Origin of the sequence: Pseudomonas sessilinigenes (genome assembly GCF_003850565.1) — a bacterium.
Lineage (GTDB): Bacteria > Pseudomonadota > Gammaproteobacteria > Pseudomonadales > Pseudomonadaceae > Aquipseudomonas > Aquipseudomonas sessilinigenes.
The window spans coordinates 5,175,052-5,194,709 of sequence record NZ_CP027706.1; the positions used below are offsets into that span (position 1 = coordinate 5,175,052).

Here is a 19,658-nt window from a genome sequence, read left to right on the forward strand (position 1 = left end):
GCCTGTACCGGGGCCAATGCCCTCACGTCCCTGCATGAACCCCCATGCCGCCAAGACGCTGGCCACTAGCTGCTGCGGATACCGCTGGAGGTATGTCGTGACCGATCTACTCAATCGCCTCGCCGATGGTTGGCTAGCGCTGCCGGTGCTCGAGGTCCTTGACCAACATGGCGTGCTGCGCGCCCTGGAAAGCGCGCCCGACGGCATCAGCGCCCGCAGCTTGGCCCGGGCCTGCGCCGCCAACGAGGGCCAGTTGCGGGTGGCCTTGCGTCTGTTGCTGGAGCTGGGATGCGTGGTGCAGCTGGCCAACGATCACTACGGGCTGACGCCAGGGATGAGCATTCGCATCCCGGCCTGCGCCGGCGCGCTGATTCGCCTGTCGCTGCCGCAGTTGCTGGGCGAGCCTGCCGGCCACGAACTGCGCTCCTGGCTCGAGCGTTCCGCTGGTGGCTGGGAAAATGCTCCCGAGCCGATGGCGACCTGCCTGGACGGGGCACTGCTGGCACCGTTAGTGATGGCGCTGGAACAGGCCGGCGGCGCGCAGGTCTTGCAAGAGCAGGGGGCTAGCACCGGAGGGCCGGCCACAGGGCTGTCCAGTGCGGTGCTGGAGGCGCTGCGCCGATACTTCGAGCAACGTACCTGGGGATATTGGCAAGGCAACGGTTTTTGCCTGAACGATGCCGGCCGTGCACTGCTGGAAGGCACTGCGCAGTTGCGCGCGAGCCTGGCCTGGCAACCGCTGCCGGGCCAATTGCAGGTACTGCTGTTCGGCGATGCCAGCTCGATCCAGGAACCCAAGGAGGAAGATGCAGGTTCTTGGCCGACCGAGTATCTCGCTGCGTTCGAGGCTGCCGTCGTCGCTCGATTCGACCAACAGCCGCTGGAGCAACAACCAGGTTATCTCGTCGAGGTGGGCTGCTCCGAAGGGGCGTTGCTGCGTCGCCTGTACCTGGCCATCGCCAATCACAGTCGGCGTGGCCAGCACCTCGAGCGCTACCCGCTGCGGCTGATCGGCGTCACGGCCAGCAGCAAGCAGCACGCCCGGGGGCAGCAAACCCTGGAAGGCCTGCCGCACCTGTTATTGACCGGTGACGTCGGCGATCCCCAGGGGCTGCTTGCCAGCCTGGGCGCCAACGGTATCCGCGACCTGGAGAACATCCTCTATATCCATGCCTTCCAGGAACATCGGCGGGCCTGGCAGCCGCCAGTCTCGACCCGGGGCATCGACGACCAGCGCCATGCGCGCCCAAGCAGTGTTCATGTGGATCGGCATGGAGCCTGCATCGAACCGGCGGCAGCCTTGCAGGGCCTGGTCGAACATCTGGCCCGCTGGCAGGAAATCACCACACACCACGGCCTGATACTGCTGGCCGCCCATTGCCTGCACCCTGGTAGCGCGCAACAGCATGCCCGGCGCAGCGGGGCGCTGCATCTGGACGCCAGCCACGGTTTTGCCGGGCACCAGCTGTTCGAGGCCCCGGTGTTCCTGCTGGCCGCGGCGCAAGCCGGATTGTTTCCGGATCGGGCCGTGGCCCAGGGCTTGCCCCGTGGCGAGTTGTTCACCCAGGCCAGCCTGAATCGTCTGTTGCCACGGCATTACCGTATCCACCACCCATTACCCAGGGACTTGCCACGGCTGCGAGAACTGGAGCTGGCCTGCTGGCCCAGCGGGCTGGGGGCTACCGAAGCGGTGTTGCAGCGCCGGTTGGAGCTCTACCCCCAAGGCCAACTGGTGCTCGAGTACCAGGGGCAGCTAGTGGCGGCGATCTATTCCCAGCGCTTGGCGGCGGTCGAGCAGCTACGCCACAGCGATTGCTTTCAGGTCGAGGCTTTGCATGATCCGGCCGGCCCCGTCGCACAGCTGCTGGGTATTTGCGTGCACCCGGAACACCAGGGCGAGGGGCTGGCCGATGAGCTGATCGATTTCACGCTGGTATACCTGGCCAGCCTCGACGCAGTGCGCAACGTGGTCGGGGTGACGCGCTGTCATCACTATGACGCCCGCCGAGCTGACGCCTTGTCGCTCAAGGACTACATCCGCCGCAGGGACGAGGTTTCCGGGCGCTTGCTCGAACCCATGTTGTGGTTTCACGAAAGTCATGGCGCGCAGGTGCGCGAGGTACTGGAGGGCTATCGGCCCGGCGATGCGGTCAACCGCGACGCCGGGGTCCTGGTGGAATACCCCGATGTGCGGAACATGCCCCCGCCACTCAAGACAACGGCAGCGCCATCACTGGCCGTCCCGTCCGGACAGTGGCCGCAGGTGGTAGGCCAATTGCTGCTGGGGGTGTTGGGCGAAGCCCGGGCCGAGGCCTACGGCGAGCACGTGCCATTGATGGAAATGGGCCTGACTTCGTTGCAGATGCTCGATTTGCGCCATCGCCTGGCGGAGCGCCTGGCCAGCCCGCTGCCGGCCACGTTCTTTTTCCAGCACGGGACCCCGGCGGCGATCATCGCCTATCTGCAAAACCACAGTGCCCCGGCCCACGAGCGAACCAGGCACGCGCCTGCGCCGGTAGCCGAGCCGGCGCCTTGTGCTCCCGACCCCGGGGGCATCGCCATCGTCGGTGTGGGCTGTCGCTTTCCTGGCGGCGCCTCTTCACCGGAGCGTTTCTGGAGCCTGTTGCAACAGGGCATCGATGCGGTTGGTCAGCGGGATGGCCCGGACGACGAGCTGGAGCGCGGTGGTTTCATCGAGGGCGCGCAGGAGTTCGACCCACGTTTCTTTCGTATTTCCCCCAGGGAAGCGCAGCTGCTCGATCCCCGGCAGCGGCTGTTGCTGGAAACCGCCTGGGAGGCACTGGAGCAGGCGGCGATCGCGCCAAGCAGTTTGCGTGGTTCCAGTACCGGGGTGTTCGTCGGCCTGATGGGGCATGGCTATGACTTGCTCTTGCGGCAAACGGGGCAGGGGCACGAGTCCAGGCCGGCCTTCACCACCGGCAATGCGGCTTCGGTCGCGGCCGGGCGTCTGGCGTATTTCTTCGACTGGCATGGGCCGGCGCTGTCGGTGGACACCGCTTGCAGTTCATCACTGGTGGCGGTCCACCTGGCCTGTGAAAGCCTGCTGGGCGGCAAGTGCGAGGTGGCCCTGGCCGGTGGCGTGAACCTGCTGCTGGATCAGGCGGAGTCCGAGGCCTTCCGCGCTGCCGGCATGCTCTCGCCGCGGGGCAGTTGCAGCACCTTCGATGAGGCCGCCGATGGCTATGTCCGGGGCGAAGGCTGCGGGCTCCTGGTGCTCAAGCGTCATGCCGACGCCCTGGCTGCCGGCGACCCGATATGGGCGGTCATCCGAGGCAGTGCGATCAATCACGATGGCGCCAGTGCCGGGCTGACCGTGCCGAACCAGTCGGCCCAGCGTGGGGTCATCGAAGCCGCGCTGGCCCAGGCCGGCCTGGCCCCGCACCAGGTGCAGTACCTGGAAGCCCACGGCACCGGCACTCGCTTGGGCGACCCGATCGAGGTGCAGGCCGCCGCCCAGGCATTGGGAGCTGGCCGGCAAGCGCAGCGTCCGCTGCTGCTCGGCTCGGTCAAGGCCCAGCTCGGGCACCTGGAGGCCGCCGCCGGCGTGGCGGGGCTGATCAAGGTCATTCTTGCCATGGGCAAGGGGCAGATCCCCGGGCAACTGCACTTTCGCTCACCCAACCCGCAGGTGGACTGGGCCAACCTGCCGGTGCAGGTGGTCGATCGGCCTCGCCCGTGGTTCGCCGGCCGGCGGATTGCCGGCGTCAGCAGCTTCGGTTTCAGCGGCACCAACGCCCATGTGCTGCTGGAAGCCTGTGAACCACCGCCACCTGCTGTAGCGAATATTGCTGAGCCAGTGCTGATCCTGCTTTCGGCGCGGACCCGGGACCGCCTGCTGGCCAGCGCCGAACGCTTGCGCGCGGTGGTGGCGGATGGCCGCTTTGCCCCAGCGCAGTTGCGCGATATCGCCTACACCCTACAGGTTGGGCGTGAGGCCATGGCCCATCGTCTGGCGTTGCTGGCCCGTTCATTGCCGGATCTGGCCAGCAAACTGGCAGGGCTGGGCCAGCCCGGGGTCGAGGCTGGCGAGCTGTGGCTGGGCGAAGCCTCCCAGGATCACCCGCCGCCTGCCGATGCCCCGGCCAACGTAGCCCAGGATCGGCTGCAAGTCCTGGCGCAACGCTGGGTCCAGGGAGCCGTCGTGGACTGGACGCAACTCTACACAACACCGTTGCCACGCCGGATCGACTTGCCGACCTATCCGTTCGCCCGCCAGCTCTGCTCGGTATTGCATGGAAGCACAACAGGGAGCATCACTATGGAGCGTCAACCCCCACAGTCGCCAACCACCGCCTTCGCGGGCGGCTCGTCCCAGTCCGGGCTCGATGACGGCAAGCCGCGCAAGTTGCAGTTGCGCGCCCTGGAGGATGGACCAGCCATCGAGCCCCCGGCGGCGCAGGAGCAGGCAGAGCCGGTAGCCGCGCAAGACTCGCCCATGGCCGCCCAACCGGTCGCAGCGGCCCGTGCCCCGGAGCTTGCCCCCCATGTGCAGGCCGAGCGGCGCGCGCTACTTGAGCGCGAGCTGACCACCAGCCTCGCCGCCGCGCTGTTCCTCGATCCTGGCGAGATCGGCCTGGATCATTTGTTCGTCGACCTGGGCCTGGATTCGGTGATCGGTGTCGAATGGGTCCGTGATCTCAACCGGCGCTATGGCCTGGCGCTGAACGCACCGGTGGTTTATGAGCATTCCAGCGTCAGGCGCATGGCCGCCCTGGTCGAGCAGGCCTTGCAGCCCAAGGCGCCGATCCAGGTTCAAGGGCCATCGGCTTCGCTTGCCCCGCAGCCGACTGTCGCCAGGGCTGCGGCCAGCCCAGAACCGCCTGCACAACCAGAGATGGCGCAAATACCAGCCGCGCCTGCACCTGGTGCGGCCGGGAGCGCAACGGCCAGCGAAGGTATCGCCATCATCGGCATGTCCGGGCGCTATCCGGGAGCACCGACGCTGGATGCCTACTGGGACAACCTGGTGGCCGGTCGCGACTGCGTCGAGGAGATCCCGCCAGCGCGCTGGAGCATCGACGACTACTACGATCCCGAGGCCGGCAAGCCGGGCAAGACCTACAGCAAGTGGCTGGGCCGGCTGGATGACATCGACTGTTTCGATCCGTTGTTCTTCAATATCTCGCCGGCAGAGGCGGAATGGATCGACCCTCAGCAGCGCCTGTTCCTGGAGGAGGGCTACAAGGCCTTCGAGGACGCGGGGTATCCGCCGCAGAAATTGAGCGATGCCCGCTGCGGGGTGTACCTGGGCATCATGGGCCCCAGTGAATACGGCTGGCTGGCCCAACAGCAGCGCGGCGCGGCGGAAATCACCGGCAGGAGCGAGGCGATAGCCGCCGCGCGCCTGGCCTATTTCCTTAATCTCAAGGGGCCGGCGCTGCTGGTGGACACCGCTTGCTCGTCGTCCCTGGTGGCCACGCACCTGGCCTGCCAGGCGCTGCGCAGCGGCGAAGTGGATGTGGCCCTGGTGGGCGGCGCCACCCTGTACCTGTCGCCCGAGATATACATGAGCATGTGCCAGGCCGGCATGCTCTCGCCCACGGGCAAATGCCGGACCCTGGACAACGCCGCCGATGGCATCGTGCCCGGCGAGGGCGTCGGCGCCCTGGTACTCAAGCGCCTGGCCGATGCCGAGCGCGATGGCGATCGTATTCACGGAGTGATCGTTGCGTCGGGCATCAACCAGGATGGCAAAACCAACGGCATCACTGCGCCCAGCGCCAGCAGCCAGATCGCCCTGGAGCGCGAGGTGTACGCCCGCCACGGCATCGATCCGCGGAGCATCTCCTATGTCGAGTTGCACGGTACGGGAACCAAGCTGGGCGACCCGATCGAGCTGACAGCCCTGGATACGGTGTTCCGTGAGCGGACCGAGCAGCGCAATTTCTGCGGCCTGGGTTCGGTCAAGAGCAACATCGGCCATACCACGGCAGCAGCCGGGGTCGCCGGGGTGCACAAGGTACTGCTGCAGATGCGCCACCGTGAACTGGCACCGACTCTGCACTTCGCCACGCCGAACGAGCATTTTGATTTCGCCCGCTCGCCGTTCTTCGTCAATACCCACCACCAGGGCTGGCTAGTCGCCGCTGGCCAGCCGCTGCGCGCGGCGGTCAGCGCCTTCGGCATCAGCGGGACCAATGCCCACGTGGTGATCGATGCCTACCAGCCGGCTGTCGTACCGCCGGCCGCCGAGGCGGGTGCCCCGGCGCTGCTGGTGCTGTCCGCGCAACGCGCTGACCGTTTGCAGGAATACGCCAAGGCACTGTTGCAATTCATCGAGCAGCAACCACGACTCGACCTGGCGGCCCTGTCCTACAGCCTGCAAACCGGCCGCGCGGCCCTGGGGCAGCGGCTGGCCTTCGTCGCTACCTCGCTGGAACAGGTACGCCAGGCGCTGGGCGACTTCATCAGCGGTACGCCATCGGCATGCCTGCTGAGCGGCGAAGTGGCGACGGCCAAAGACGCCGCTTCGGTGTTGGCCGGCGAGGAGGAGTTCCAGCAGCTGTTGGTCAGCCTGTTGGAGAAACGGCGCCTGCAGAAGCTGGCCGAACTCTGGGTCAGAGGGGTGGTGATCGACTGGTCGTGCTTGTATGGCGCCGATCGTCCGCGCCGCTTGTCGCTGCCGACCTATCCCTTCGCCCGGGAGCGCTATTGGGTAACGCCCCAGGCGGCGTCCGGCTCATTGCCAGATGAGCGGGCGGTCCTGCACCCATTGCTCCACTGCAATAGTTCGACCCTGCACGAACAGCGCTACAGCACCCGACTCTCGGGTAAAGAATGGTTCGTTCGCGAACACCGGGTGGCCGGGCAACCGGTGGTGCCGGGGGTGGTGCAACTGGAGTGGGCCCGCGCAGCGGCGGCCCTGGCCAGCGAACTGCCAGTGGGGCAGCCGATGGTGCTGGAGGAGGTGGCCTGGTTGCGCCCGCTGGTGGTCAGCCAGCCGCTACTGGTGCATATCGGCCTGGTCGAAGAGCCGGGGCGCGGGGTCCGTTATGAGATCCATAGCGGCACCGGCGCGCAAAAACAGCTTTATAGCCAAGGCTGGGTGCGCCCCGCGAGCGGGCAACCAGCGCCGCAGGTCGACCTGGCCGCCGTAGGTGCCTCATGCGAGTCGCGGGTGGACGCAGCGAGCTGCTATGCGCGCTTCACCGAACAGGGCCTGGAGTACGGCGTGGGGTTTCGCGCCCTGAAGGAACTGCGCAGCGGCCCCCTGACAGCGTTGGCGAGCCTGGCTGTGGCCAGCGCGGCGCCGGGCTATACCTTGCCGCCATCCCTGCTGGATGGCGCATTGCAGGCCGCTACTGGCTGGTTGGCCAAACCGGCGCTGCAACTGCCATTTGCCGTGACCCGGGTCGAACAGTGGGGCCCGCTACCGGACTTGGCATGGGCGGTGGTGCAGCGTGCCAGCGGGGAGCAGGGCGCAGGGCAGAGCTTCGATGTCGACCTGGCGCACGCCGATGGCCAGGTTGCGGTGCGCCTGAGCGGCTTTTGCTGTCGCACGCCCGCGCAACCAAGGCTTGCGGGAGAGCTGACCCTGGCCCCACGTTGGCAAACGCTAGAGGCCGTGAAGACCATCGCCGATACCCAGGACCAGCACCTGTTGGAAGTTCCAGAGGCGATCGCTCGCCAATGGGGCACGCCCGATGGGGCTGCAGCCTGTGCCAGCTGGTTGGGCGCCTGGGCCGGGTTCGACCATCTGCTCTGGCATGTGCCGCAGGGTCAGCCCGGGGTCGCACGAATCGGCCTGCAACTGGTCCAGGCGCTTTTGGCCCTGGACTACGGTAGCCGGCCCCTGGCGTTGACGGTGGTCACCCGCCAGGCGCTGCCTGTTCTGGCCACAGAAACCGGCGATCCAGAACAGGCCAGTGTCCACGGGCTGATGGGTTCGGTGGCCAAGGAATATAGTCATTGGCAGGTGCGCGTGCTCGACCTCGCCGGCCAGGACTCATGGCCTTCCGCGCAGGCTGGCCCGGATGTGCCAGAACTGCCGGGGGAAACCCTGGCCCTGCGCGACGGCCAATGGTATCGCCAGCGCCTGGTGCCCTGCGTACTGCCGGACGTCGTCGACAGCGGGCTGCGCGAACGGGGGGTCTACCTGATCCTCGGTGGTGCCGGCGGTCTGGGCACGGTCTTCAGTGAATACCTGATCCGTCGCTACCAGGCCCAGGTGATATGGCTGGGCCGCCGTGAGGCCGATGAGGCGATCGAGGCGCAACGGACGCGCCTGGGCAGCCTTGGCCCCACGCCGCTCTACCTGCGGGCGGACGCCAACGACCGGGCGGCGCTGGAAGCCGCCGAGCAGACCGTTCGCCGCCGTTATGGCGCGGTGCATGGCGTGGTGCACGCCGCCATCGTGCTGGAGGATCGCGGCGTGGCGCAGATGGCCCCGGGGGTATTCGATGCCGCGCTACGGGCCAAGGCGGCCACCAGCGAGAACCTCGATGCGGTGTTCGGCCGGCAAGACCTGGATTTCATGCTGTTTTTCTCATCGATGCAAAGCTTCATCCGCGCCCCGGGCCAGGCCAACTACGCCGCCGGTTGCTGCTACGCCGATGCCTTTGCCCTGGGCCTGAGGGAACGGCCATACCCGGTGAAGATCGTCAACTGGGGCTATTGGGGCAGTGTCGGCATAGTGGCCAAGGCCAGCTATCGGCAGCGAATGGAGGCGGCCGGGATCGGCTCGATCGAAGCACCACAGGCCATGGCGCTGCTGGAGCGCCTGCTGGCCAGCCCACTGTCACAGCTGGCGTTCTTCAAGGCCCGACATGCGCAAGCTGCGAGCCAATGGGCAGTGGCGGACGATCGCCAGTTGCAGATCAGCGCGCCGGTGGCCCCGGTGATCTTGAATGGCGACTCCTCGCTCGGCCTGCCACAGCGGGCGGCCCCGGTGCTGGCCGAGTTGGAGCGTAGCCTGGCGCAACTGCTACGCAATCTGCTGGCCCATCAGGGCTGGGAGCATGGCCCTGCAGGCTTGGCTTCGGCCTACGTCGGTTGGCGCGAGGATGCCCTGCGCCTGCTGGACGCCAGTGGCCAGGCGCAGGCGGCGACGGACTGGCCTGGCGCCTGGCGACAATGGGAGGTCGACCGCGAGCGCCTGCTGCAAGGCCCCGACCAGGCTGTGGTGCACAACCAGATCCGCTTGCTCGATGCCGTGCTGCCGGCATTGCCCGGAGTACTGCGTGCAGAGTGCGCGGCCACCGCAGTGCTGTTCCCGGGCGGGAGCGTGGAGCGGGTGGAGGGTATCTATCGCGGTCATCCGCTGGCCGACTACTTCAACGCCGTGCTGGCGGAACAGCTGCAGGCCTATGTGGCACAGCGCTTGGCCGCTGATCCCCAAACGCGGTTGCGGATCATCGAGATCGGCGCGGGAACCGGCGGTACCAGCTCACGGCTGTTCCTGCACTTGGCGCCCTATGCGCAGGCGATCGACGAGTACTGCTACACCGATGTGTCAGAGGCATTCCTGGCCCACGGGCGTGAGCAGTACGGGGAGCAGGCGTCGTACCTGCGTACTGGCAACCTGGACATAGAGCGCGATCCACGCAGCCAGGGCTTCGAACCCGGGCACTACGACGTGGTGGTAGCGGCCAATGTCCTGCATGCGACGCGAGACATCCGCCGCACCCTGCGGCACGTCAAGAGCCTGCTGCGGGGCAATGGCCTGCTGTTGCTCAACGAACTGACCCGGGCCAGCCTGTTCACCCACCTGACCTTCGGCTTGCTCGATGGTTGGCGAATGGCGACTGACGTTGCGTTGCGGGTTCCCGGGACCCCGGCATTGGCGCCATCGACCTGGCGGCACGTACTGGAGCTCGAGGGTTATGGCTCGCTGAACCAGCCGGCGGCAGCGGCCCATGGCCTGGGCCAGCAAATCGTCACCGGCATCAGCGATGGGGTGATCGAGTTCCAGGGCGAGGCGGCGCGGCAAGCAGGGCATGAGAGCGGCGACAGTGCTGCCTGGGAAACTCGCCCAGCAAGCCCGGCGCCGAGCTCGCAGCCAACGGACTTGGCGCAAGAGCGCGGGATGCCGGTGCGCCAGGCGATCCACGAGGCGCTGTTGGAAGTGCTGAAACTCGACCGCGCCCGGGTGCAGGAGGACCAGGCCTTTGCCAACTACGGTGTGGACTCGATCACCGGCATCACCTTGATCAACGCGCTCAACCAGAAGCTCGGTCTGCGCCTGCCGGTCACGGCGCTGTTCGATTTTCCGTCGATCAAGGCGCTGGCCGAGCATATCCAGCGCACGTACCCGTCCCTGGAACAACAAACCAGCCGTACCGAGGCGCCTGCAGCCAGGTGGCCGGTGCCGCCAGTGGCCGTAACCGAGCCCAGACGCCGGCGCGCACCGGCCAGCGCCGAGCCTGCCCGGGTCGAGGTACTGCCATTCGCCGAGGGGGTGGAGCAAGTGCCGCAGGTGTGCCGGCAATTGCGAATCGAGGGCCCGGGGCGGATCGATGAGCTGCAACCTATCGAAGCGCCCTTGCTGCCGTTGGGGCCGGACGAAGTGCGGATCGCAGTACGCGCCTTCGCCCTGAACTTCGGCGACCTGTTGTGCGTCAGCGGCCTGTATCCCACCCAGCCGCCATATCCCTTCACCCCGGGTTTCGAGGCCAGCGGCGTGGTGCTGGAGGTGGGGGGAGAGGTGTCGCGGGTTGCGCTCGGCGATGCGGTGTTCGCCTTGGCTGGCGAAGCCTTGGGTGCCCACGCCAGCGTCATGACCTGCCCCCAGGACCGGGTGTTCGCCTTGCCGCAGGGGCTGTCGTTCGAGGAAGCCTGCGCGCTGCCGGTGGTGGCCTTGACCATGATCGCCAGCTTTGCCCGGGCCCAGGTCAAGCCCGGCGAGCGGGTACTGATCCAGACCGCCACCGGCGGCACCGGGTTGATCGCCGTACAACTGGCGCAGCATGCGGGGGCGCAGGTCTACGCCACCGCCGGCTCCCAGGAAAAACTCGACTACCTGGCCGGGCTGGGGGTCGCCCACCGGATCAACTATCGCGAAGAGGACTTCGAGCAAGCAGTGTCGCGACTGACCCAGGGCCAGGGCGTGGACGTGGTGATCAATACCCTGGCCGACGATGCACTGCAGAAAGGCTTCAATTGCCTGGCTCCTGGCGGGCGTTATGTCGAACTGGCGATGACCGCATTGAAATCGGCCCGCAGCATCGACCTCTCACGGCTCAACGACAACCAGTCGTTCATCAGTATCGACCTGCGCAAGCAGACCCGGGACAACCCGGTGCTGCTGCAAGAGTTGGCCGATGAAATGACCAGGTTGCTGGAGGCTGGGGTGATCCGGCCCACCTTGAGCCGGGTCTTCGCTTTCAGCGAGGTGCAGGACGCCTACCGCTGGCTGGCTGACCGGCGCAACATCGGCAAGGTGGTGGTCCGGGTGCCGCAAGCGACAGTCGTTCCGGAGCCTGCGCCGCAGCTTGCCAGCGACCCGGGCCGGCCGGAGCCGATCGCGGTGATCGGCATGAGCGGCCGGTTCGCCAGTGCCGACAACCTGGACGACCTCTGGCAGGTCCTCGTCCAGGGCCAGGACCTGCTGGAAGACGTGACGCGCTGGGACTTGTCGCGACATTTTCCCGCCTATGCGCCTTATTGCCGGCGTGGCGGTTTCCTGCGCGATATCGATTGCTTCGATCCGCTGTTCTTCAATATTTCCGGGCGCGAGGCCAAGGTCATGGACCCGCAGCAGCGCCTGTTCCTCGAAGAAGCCTGGCGCGCCTTGGAAGACGCCGGGTATGCGGGCTCTAGCGGCGAAGGCTTGCGCTGTGGGGTCTATGTGGGCTGCGCGGCGGGCGATTACCAGCGGCTGTTGGAGAGCGACGCGCCGGCGCAGGCGTTCTGGGGCAATTCCGGTTCGGTGATTCCAGCGCGCATCGCCTATCACCTCAACCTGCAGGGCCCGGCTGTGGCGATCGATACCGCCTGCTCCAGCTCGCTGGTGGCGTTGCATCAGGCCTGCCAGGGGCTGCGCACCGGGGATGCCGACCTGGCTTTGGCTGGCGGCGTGTTCGTGCAAAGCACCGAGCTGTTCCATCTCCAGGCCCAGCGGGCCGGCATGCTCTCGCCCAGCGGTTGTGCCTATGCCTTCGATGCCAAGGCCGATGGTTTCGTCCCAGGGGAGGGCGTCGGTGCAGTCGTGCTCAAGCGCCTGTCCCAGGCCCTGGCCGATGGCGATGTGATCCACGGTGTGATCCGCGGCACGGGAGTCAATCAGGATGGCGCGAGCAACGGCATCACGGCCCCCAATGCCACTGCCCAGGCCCGGCTGGAACTGGAGGTCTATCGGCGTCACGGTATCGAGGTCGAGCACATCGGCCTGGTGGAGGCCCACGGTACCGCGACAGTGCTGGGTGACCCGATAGAGGCCAGGGCCCTGGCCGATGCCTTCGCCCAAGGTGGCCATAGTGGCGCACCTTGTGCCCTTGGCTCGATCAAGAGCACGGTGGGGCACACGGCCACAGCGGCCGGCATCGCCGGAGTACTCAAGGTTCTGCTGGCGTTGCGGCACCGACAGATCCCGGCGTCGGCGCATTTCGTCAGTGCCAATCCGCACATCGATTTTTCCCACGGTCCGTTCCATGTCCCCACCCGCACCGAACAGTGGCGCCGGCCGGTGGCCGGGGAGCGGCTGGCGGCCGTCAGCTCATTCGGTTTCAGCGGTACCAACGCCCATGCGGTGATCGCCGAGGCGCCCGAGCGGCCGGTGCGGCCATCGGCCAGCCCGCTGCATCTGGTGGTGCTGTCGGCCAGGACCATTGCGCAACTACGGCTGCAGGCAAAGAACCTGCTCGCCCACCTGCAGTATGAGTCCGTCGAGCCAGGTGCCATGAGCCACACCCTGTTGTTGGGCCGGCGCCACCTCGAACAGCGCCTGGCCTGGGTCACCAGCGACGTGTATGCACTACGCACGCAGCTGGCGCATTGGTTGGATGTTGGCAAACTGGTCGACGGCTACAGCGGGATCGTCGACGGTACCCAGGAAGCCTCCACCAAGGCCCAGGCCGTGGCCGACCAGTGCTTGCAGGACTGCCGCGCGCAGGCCAATCCCGAAGTGCTCCGCGGTGCACTGCTGTCACTTGCGCAACTGTATGTAGAGGGGATCGAGCTGGATTGGGCGCGATTGTTCCAGGGACAGCAGCCGGGCCGGGTTGCATTGCCAACCTATCCCTTCGAGAAAGAGCGCTATTGGCCGTCCGGCAAGGAGCAAGAGGACCGGCAGGCCGCTGCTCAGGCGCAACTGGCGTCAGTCCAGGCCGAACCCTCGGCAGCGCCCGCCACGCTGGTGCAGGTCAGCGCCAGCAAGCCAGCTGCGGCAACCCATGCCAAATCCGGCCGTCTCAAGTTGCGCTCCCTGGAGCAAGACCTGGAAGCCCTGGACAGCATCGCACCCGAGGTCGCACCGCCGGCGCAACATGTTCCCACCCTGCAGTTGCGGCCACTGCGGACGATTGCCGAACCGGAAGACTCGGCAGTCGTCCCCGTCCAGCTGCCACCCGCAACGCTACAAGCCGTTGCCGAGCCGGTATCGGTTGCCGTCCCGGCGGTACAGCAGAACCAGCAGGTACCCGGAATTGACCGCTACTCGCTGGAGCGTGAGCTGTCCGAGAGCCTCGCTCGGGCGCTGGGCATCGACGTGGAACGAATCCAGGCGGACAAGCCCTTCGCCTCGATGGGCATGGATTCGATCATCGCCGTGGAGTGGAGTCGCGAGATCAACAGGCGCTACGGGCTGGCCATCGGTGCGACCGCGGTCTACAAGCATCCGACCCTGGCCGGCATCGTCACCTTGGTGGCCGCTCAGCTCGAGGCGAATGTGCCGGGTGTCGTAGAAGCATCCGCGCCGCTAAATGCGCCCGATCACTTGGAGCAGGCTATCGCCATGCATGTTCAGGCAGCCCCAGAGAGCGGGAGGCAAAATCCGTGTACGGATTCCTGTGCTTGACTGCATTTTCATCCCGCACCCGCCATGGATATGGCGATAGCCCGCAGTGGAGGCGGCAATGATCGAAACCGGATACCACACCCTGCGTGTGCGCCACGAGGACAACATCTGCTTCGTGCAGCTGTATCGGCCCGAGGCCAACAACACCATCGACGATCGCCTGGTCGCCGAGCTGGCCGACCTGCTGGAACGACTGGATGAGCGCGTGACGGTACTGGTGCTCGAAGGGCTACCGCAGGTGTTCTGCTTCGGCATGGACTTCGCGCTGGTGCGCAAGCTGGCCAAGGACCCCCAGGCCAGTTCCAGCGTGCTCGACCCGGCCACCCTCTATGACCTCTGGCTGCGCCTGGCGACCGGGCCGTTCGTGGTGCTGTCCTACGTGCGCGGCAAGGTCAATGCCGGCGGCGTCGGGTTCGTCGCCGCCAGCGATATCGTGATCGCCGACCAGAGCGCCTCCTTCAGCCTTTCGGAGTTGCTGTTCGGACTGATGCCGGCCTGCGTATTGCCGTTCCTGGAGCGCCGAATCGGCCCGCAGCGCGCCCACTACATGACCTTGATGACCAGCGCGATAGGCGCCGACCAGGCCCTGTCCTGGGGCCTGGTGGATGCCAGCGAGGCTGATGGCGACAACCTGCTACGCAAGCACCTGTTGCGCTTGCGGCGCCTGTCCCGGCCCGGGGTGGCGCGCTACAAGCAATTTCGTGGCTCGCTGTGCGGCGCCCCACGACTCGATCGCGACGCCGCGCTGGCGGCCAACCGACAGGCGTTCAGCGATCCGCAGAACCTTTCGAACATCGTGCGTTACGTCGAGACGGGCGCGTTCCCGTGGGAGCAGGTGTGAGATGAGCGACGATCTGGTACAGCTCGAACAGGTAACGCCAGCGATCGTGCAGGTCACCATGACCGATCGCGTCCACAAGAACGGATTCTCCACTGGCCTGGCCCAGGCACTGATCCGCACCTTCGAGACGGTACGCAGCAATCCGGCGTGGAAGGTGGTGGTCCTGACCGGCTACGACACCTACTTCTGCACCGGCGGCACCCAGGAAATGCTACTCGAGCTGGCCGCCGGGGGCGGTCAGTACACCGACTATCCGATCTACGAATTGCCGCTGACCTGCGAGATTCCGGTAGTGGCGGCCATGCAGGGGCATGCGATTGGTGGCGGGCTGGTATTCGGCCTGTTCGCCGACCTGGCGGTGCTCAGCCGCGAGAGCGTATATGCGGCGAACTTCATGCGCTATGGCTTCACCCCGGGGTTCGGCTCGACCCTGGTGCTGCAGGAAAAGCTCGGCCTGGCGCTGGCCCAGGAGCTGTTGATGACCGCCGAGAACTATCGCGGCGACGAGCTGGCCGGCCGCGGCATCCCGTTCCCGGTATTGCCACGGGCGAACGTGCTGGCCCACGCCCATGAACTGGCAGCGCAATTGGCCGAGAAACCCCGGCATTCACTGGTGCTACTCAAGGAGCACCTGACCTCTGGCCTGCGCGCGCGGTTGCCCGCGATCACGGCCCGCGAGGTGCAGATGCACGAGCAAACCTTTCATCTCCCCGAGGTGCGAGAGCGTATCAAGGCACTGTTCGGCAACTGATTAGCCGTTGCCCGGTGCGATATTCCTTCAAGAGCGAGGCACAAGCATGACCAGAGAACAGGTATTCGAATTGATCGTCCGTCACGTCCGGCAAGTGATTCCTACCCTTGCCAGCCATGCGTTCAGCCGGGGCGACCGCTTGCGTGACCTGGGTGCGAACTCGGTGGATCGCGCGGAAATCGTGATGCTGGTGCTGGAGTCGCTGTCCCTGAGCATTCCGCGGGTGGAGCTGTTCGGCCCGGGCAATATCGGCGAACTGGCGGACCTGATCCACACCCGGCTCCAGGCGCGGGCGGTGTAGCACGGATGGACCGGGCAGGGCGCGCCAGGTCTGGCGCGCCGCCAGAGGTAACGCACAACGGAGGTGCCAATGAAGGTGTTCATCTTTCCCGGCCAGGGTTCGCAGCAGCGCGGCATGGGTGGCCAGCTGTTCGATGAGTTCCCCGAGCTGACCGAAGCCGCCAGCGACATACTCGGTTATTCGATCAAGGCCCTGTGCCTCGATGACCCGGATGGCCTGCTGGACCAGACCCGCTACACCCAGCCGGCGATCTATGTGGTCAACGCCCTGGCCTATTTCCAGCGGCTGCGCGATGGCGCCCAGGCGGATGGTTTCGCCGGCCACAGCCTGGGTGAATTCAACGCTCTGCTGGCCGCGCAGTGCTTCGATTTCGCCCAGGGCCTGCGTCTGGTCCAGCGCCGCGCCGAGCTGATGAACCAGGTCAGTGGCGGGGAGGGGGGCATGGCCGCGATCATGAACCTGCGGCGCCACGCGCTGGTGGAGCTTTTGCAGGCGCAACAGGCCGATGGTGTGGACCTGGCGATTCACAACGCACCCTTGCAGAGCGTGATCGCCGGGCCCAAGGCCGAGCTGGCGCGCTTGGAAAGCGCGGTCGAGGCAGCGGGCGGCATGCTGTATCCGCTCAATACCAGTGGCGCCTTCCACTCGCGCTACATGCAACCGATCGCCGATGCATTTTGCGCGTATCTCCAAGGCCTGGAGCTGGCGCCGCCGAACAAGCCGGTAATCGCCAACGTTTCGGCCCAGCCATATAGCCAGGAAGCGATCGCCGACAACCTGGTCCGGCAACTGACCCATCCAGTGCAATGGTGCGAGAGCATTCAATACCTGCTGGCCCAGGGCGAGGTGCAATTCGAAGAGGTCGGCCATGGCGAGGTGTTGACCAAGCTGGTGGAGAAGATCCGCGCTGGCAGCCGCCTGCCTGTGCCTGGCGTTGCGGTTTCGCCGCGGGACGCAGCGCCTGGGCCTCGCGAAGCGGCGCTGCACAGCGCCATCGAGCAGGTCGCCCAGTGGAATGCCCGGCATCCCGCCGGCACTCGGGTGCGCTCGCTACGGGTCGACGGCGACCAGCTGACCCGCAGCACCGCCTTGGTGTTGCTGGGCCACCGGGCGGCGGTCTACCTGCAAGGCCACAACGGCTACTTCGCCCTCGACGAGATCCAGGCGTTGTAGCCATCCATGCAGCCATGGGCCGGCCCGTTGCCTTCGCCCGAATCGACAATCCTGGTGCCAACATGCTTGCCACTCGACCACTACCCGTTGCGATCACCGGTGTCGGTATCGTTTCCGCCATTGGCCAGGGCCGGGAGGCCTTTACCCGCGCACTGCTGGCCGGCGACGCCGCTTTCGGCGTGCTGCAACGCCCCGGGCGCCAGGGGCAAAGCCGTTTTCTCGGCGCCGAACTCGGCCCCCTGCAACTGCCGCCGGAGCGTTCGCCACGGTTGTTCCGGCAGTTGTCGCTGACTGCCGAAGCGGCCCTGGTGGCCTTGCATGAAGCCTGGCAGGACGCCCGCCTGGAGGACGTGGACCCGCAGCGCGTCGGCCTGGTCGTCGGTGGCTGCAACCTGCAGCAACGTGAACTGGCCCAGCTCCATGAGCGCTATACCGGGCGCGAGGCCTTCGTGCGGCCGGGTCATGGCGTCGAGTTCATGGACAGCGACTTGTGCGGGTTGTGTACCCAGCAGTTCGGCATCCAGGGCATGGCCTGCACCGTGGGCGGCGCCTCGGCCAGCGGCCAGGTCGCGGTGATCCAGGCGCTACAGGCGGTGCAGTCGGGACAGGTGGATGTGGCGATCGCGCTGGGCGCCCTGATGGATCTGTCGCATTGGGAGTGCCAGGCGTTGCGTTCTTTGGGGGCCATGGGCTCCGAGCGCTATGCCGATGCGCCGATGCAGGCGGCCCGGCCGTTCGACCGCGACCGTGACGGCTTCATCTATGGCGAGTGCTGCGGTGCGGTGGTGGTGGAACGCTTGGCCAACCCCGCGCGCAGCACCGTCCGGCCCTATGCGCAATTGTCCGGCTGGGGCTGGACCATGGATGCCAACCGCAATCCCGACCCATCGCGCGAGGGCGAGATGCGCGCCATCGCCCAAGCCCTGGAACGCGCGGGCCTGGCCCCGGGGCAGATCGACTATGTGAACCCCCACGGGACCGGCTCGCCCCTGGGCGATGTGGTGGAGCTGGCTGCCCTGCGCGACAGCGGCCTGGGCCACGTGCGCCTCAACACCAGCAAGTCGCTGCTTGGCCATGGGCTCACCGCCGCCGGCACCGTGGAGGTAATTGCCACGCTGGTGCAGATGTGCGAAGGGCGCCTGCACCCGAGCCGTAACCTGGACACGCCGATCGATCCGTCCTTCGACTGGATCCGGGATGCGGCAAGGCCGCACTCGATAGAGCACGCCCTGACCCTGAGCATGGGTTTTGGCGGCATCAACACCGCGTTGTGCCTGACGCGTCATGAGCGATGAACAACCAAGGAGAAAGCCAATGCTATCCGTAGGAATCGAAGCGATGAATGTGTTCGGCGGTCGAGCCTGCCTGGACGTTGCCGAACTGGCCGCGCACCGCCAGCTGGATACGGCGCGCTTCAATAATCTGCTGATGAAGGAAAAGACCGTCGCGCTGCTGGACGAGGACCCGGTGACCTATGCGGTGAACGCAGCACACCCTTTGGTGGAGGCGTTGTCGGCCGAAGAGAAGGCCCGGATCGAGTTGCTGATCACCTGCTCGGAATCGGGGATCGATTTCGGCAAGTCGCTGAGCACCTACGTCCATCACCACCTGGGACTGAACCGCAACTGTCGGTTGTTCGAGCTCAAGCAGGCTTGCTATTCGGGCACCGCGGGCTTGCAGATGGCGGTGAACTTCATCCTGGCCCAGGTCTCGCCGGGGGCCAAGGCGCTGGTGATCTCCACCGACCTGGCCCGGCACATGACCACCGGCGGCAGCGCCCTCACCGAGGACTGGTCCTTCGCCGAGCCCAGCACCGGTGCCGGCGCCGTGGCGATGCTGGTCAGTGACCAGCCGCGGGTCTTCGACATCGACGTTGGCGCCAACGGCTACTACGGCTACGAAGTGATGGACACCTGCCGGCCAACCGCGGATACCGAGGCCGGTGACTCCGACCTGTCGCTGCTGTCCTACCTGGACTGCTGCGAGAACGCATTTCTCGAGTACCAGAAGCGCGTCGGCGACGTCGACTATGTCGGCTCGTTTCGCTACCTGGCGTTCCATACGCCCTTCGGCGGGATGATCAAGGGCGCACATCGCACCATGATGCGCAAGCAGGTCCGGGCCGCGCCGGCGGACATCGAGGCCGATTTCCAGCGCCGGGTGACGCCGGGACTCAGCTATTGCCAGCGGGTCGGCAACATCATGGGCGGCACCGTGCTGCTATCGCTGGCCAGCACCATCGCCAATGGCCGCTTCGAATCGCCGGGACGCATCGGTTGCTTCTCCTATGGCTCGGGCTGCTGTTCGGAGTTCTACAGCGGCGTGGTGCGCCACCTGGGGCAGGAGCAACTGCGTGCCCAGGAGATCGAGCGCCAGCTCGATAACCGCTACCGGCTGTCGATGAGCGAGTACGAAGGGCTGTTGCAGAGCAACACGCAGGTGCGCTTCGGCACCCGCAACGTACGGATCGACGACGCCTGCAGCGTGCATCCGCAGTTGCCACGTGCGGACCGTCCACAGCTGGTTCTGCGGGAAATCAAGGAATTCCACCGCGAGTACGAATGGGTCCAGTAAGGACCTGGGCCCATGGGTGGCCGCGAACAATGGATGGTTTGCCAGA

General features: G+C 66.5%; 7 protein-coding genes. All 7 read left to right on the plus strand.

What is annotated here, in order from left to right; all coding sequences use genetic code 11:
• Window positions 1-97 precede the first annotated feature (97 nt).
• The 7 genes from C4K39_RS24160 (at window position 98) to C4K39_RS24190 (ending at window position 19,612) form a co-directional block, all read left to right on the plus strand.
• Window positions 98-13,972 (plus strand): GNAT family N-acetyltransferase, encoded by a 13,875-nt coding sequence (locus tag C4K39_RS24160; RefSeq protein WP_164487316.1) that lies wholly within the window; start codon window positions 98-100, stop codon window positions 13,970-13,972.
• 58 nt (window positions 13,973-14,030) lie between these two features.
• A complete protein-coding gene (locus C4K39_RS24165) occupies window positions 14,031-14,813 on the plus strand; it encodes an enoyl-CoA hydratase/isomerase (RefSeq protein WP_124347573.1) in 783 nt (260 codons plus the stop codon).
• 1 nt (window position 14,814) lies between these two features.
• The gene (locus tag C4K39_RS24170; protein ID WP_124346863.1) at window positions 14,815-15,564 is read left to right on the plus strand and encodes a polyketide synthase; all 750 of its coding nucleotides are present in this window, start codon (window positions 14,815-14,817) and stop codon (window positions 15,562-15,564) included.
• 46 nt (window positions 15,565-15,610) lie between these two features.
• Window positions 15,611-15,865 carry an acyl carrier protein gene (locus C4K39_RS24175; RefSeq protein WP_124346864.1) on the plus strand — a complete coding sequence of 85 codons (255 nt, stop codon included), beginning with the start codon at window positions 15,611-15,613 and terminating at the stop codon, window positions 15,863-15,865.
• A 69-nt stretch (window positions 15,866-15,934) separates the two neighbouring features.
• A complete protein-coding gene (fabD, locus tag C4K39_RS24180) occupies window positions 15,935-17,038 on the plus strand; it encodes an ACP S-malonyltransferase (protein WP_124346865.1) in 1,104 nt (367 codons plus the stop codon).
• A 62-nt stretch (window positions 17,039-17,100) separates the two neighbouring features.
• Window positions 17,101-18,333, plus strand: coding sequence for a beta-ketoacyl synthase N-terminal-like domain-containing protein (locus tag C4K39_RS24185; RefSeq protein WP_124346866.1), 1,233 nt, complete (start codon window positions 17,101-17,103; stop codon window positions 18,331-18,333).
• A gap of 19 nt (window positions 18,334-18,352) precedes the next feature.
• Window positions 18,353-19,612 carry a hydroxymethylglutaryl-CoA synthase family protein gene (locus C4K39_RS24190; RefSeq protein ID WP_124346867.1) on the plus strand — a complete coding sequence of 420 codons (1,260 nt, stop codon included), beginning with the start codon at window positions 18,353-18,355 and terminating at the stop codon, window positions 19,610-19,612.
• Window positions 19,613-19,658 lie beyond the last annotated feature (46 nt).

Excerpts from the sequence above, each read along its gene's own strand:
- C4K39_RS24165 (WP_124347573.1), top strand. The coding sequence starts at position 14,031 with ATGATCGAAACCGGATACCACACCCTGCGTGTGCGCCACGAGGACAAC.
- C4K39_RS24170 (WP_124346863.1), top strand. The coding sequence starts at position 14,815 with ATGAGCGACGATCTGGTACAGCTCGAACAGGTAACGCCAGCGATCGTG.
- C4K39_RS24175 (WP_124346864.1), top strand. The coding sequence starts at position 15,611 with ATGACCAGAGAACAGGTATTCGAATTGATCGTCCGTCACGTCCGGCAA.
- fabD (WP_124346865.1), top strand. The coding sequence starts at position 15,935 with ATGAAGGTGTTCATCTTTCCCGGCCAGGGTTCGCAGCAGCGCGGCATG.
- C4K39_RS24185 (WP_124346866.1), top strand. The coding sequence starts at position 17,101 with ATGCTTGCCACTCGACCACTACCCGTTGCGATCACCGGTGTCGGTATC.
- C4K39_RS24190 (WP_124346867.1), top strand. The coding sequence starts at position 18,353 with ATGCTATCCGTAGGAATCGAAGCGATGAATGTGTTCGGCGGTCGAGCC.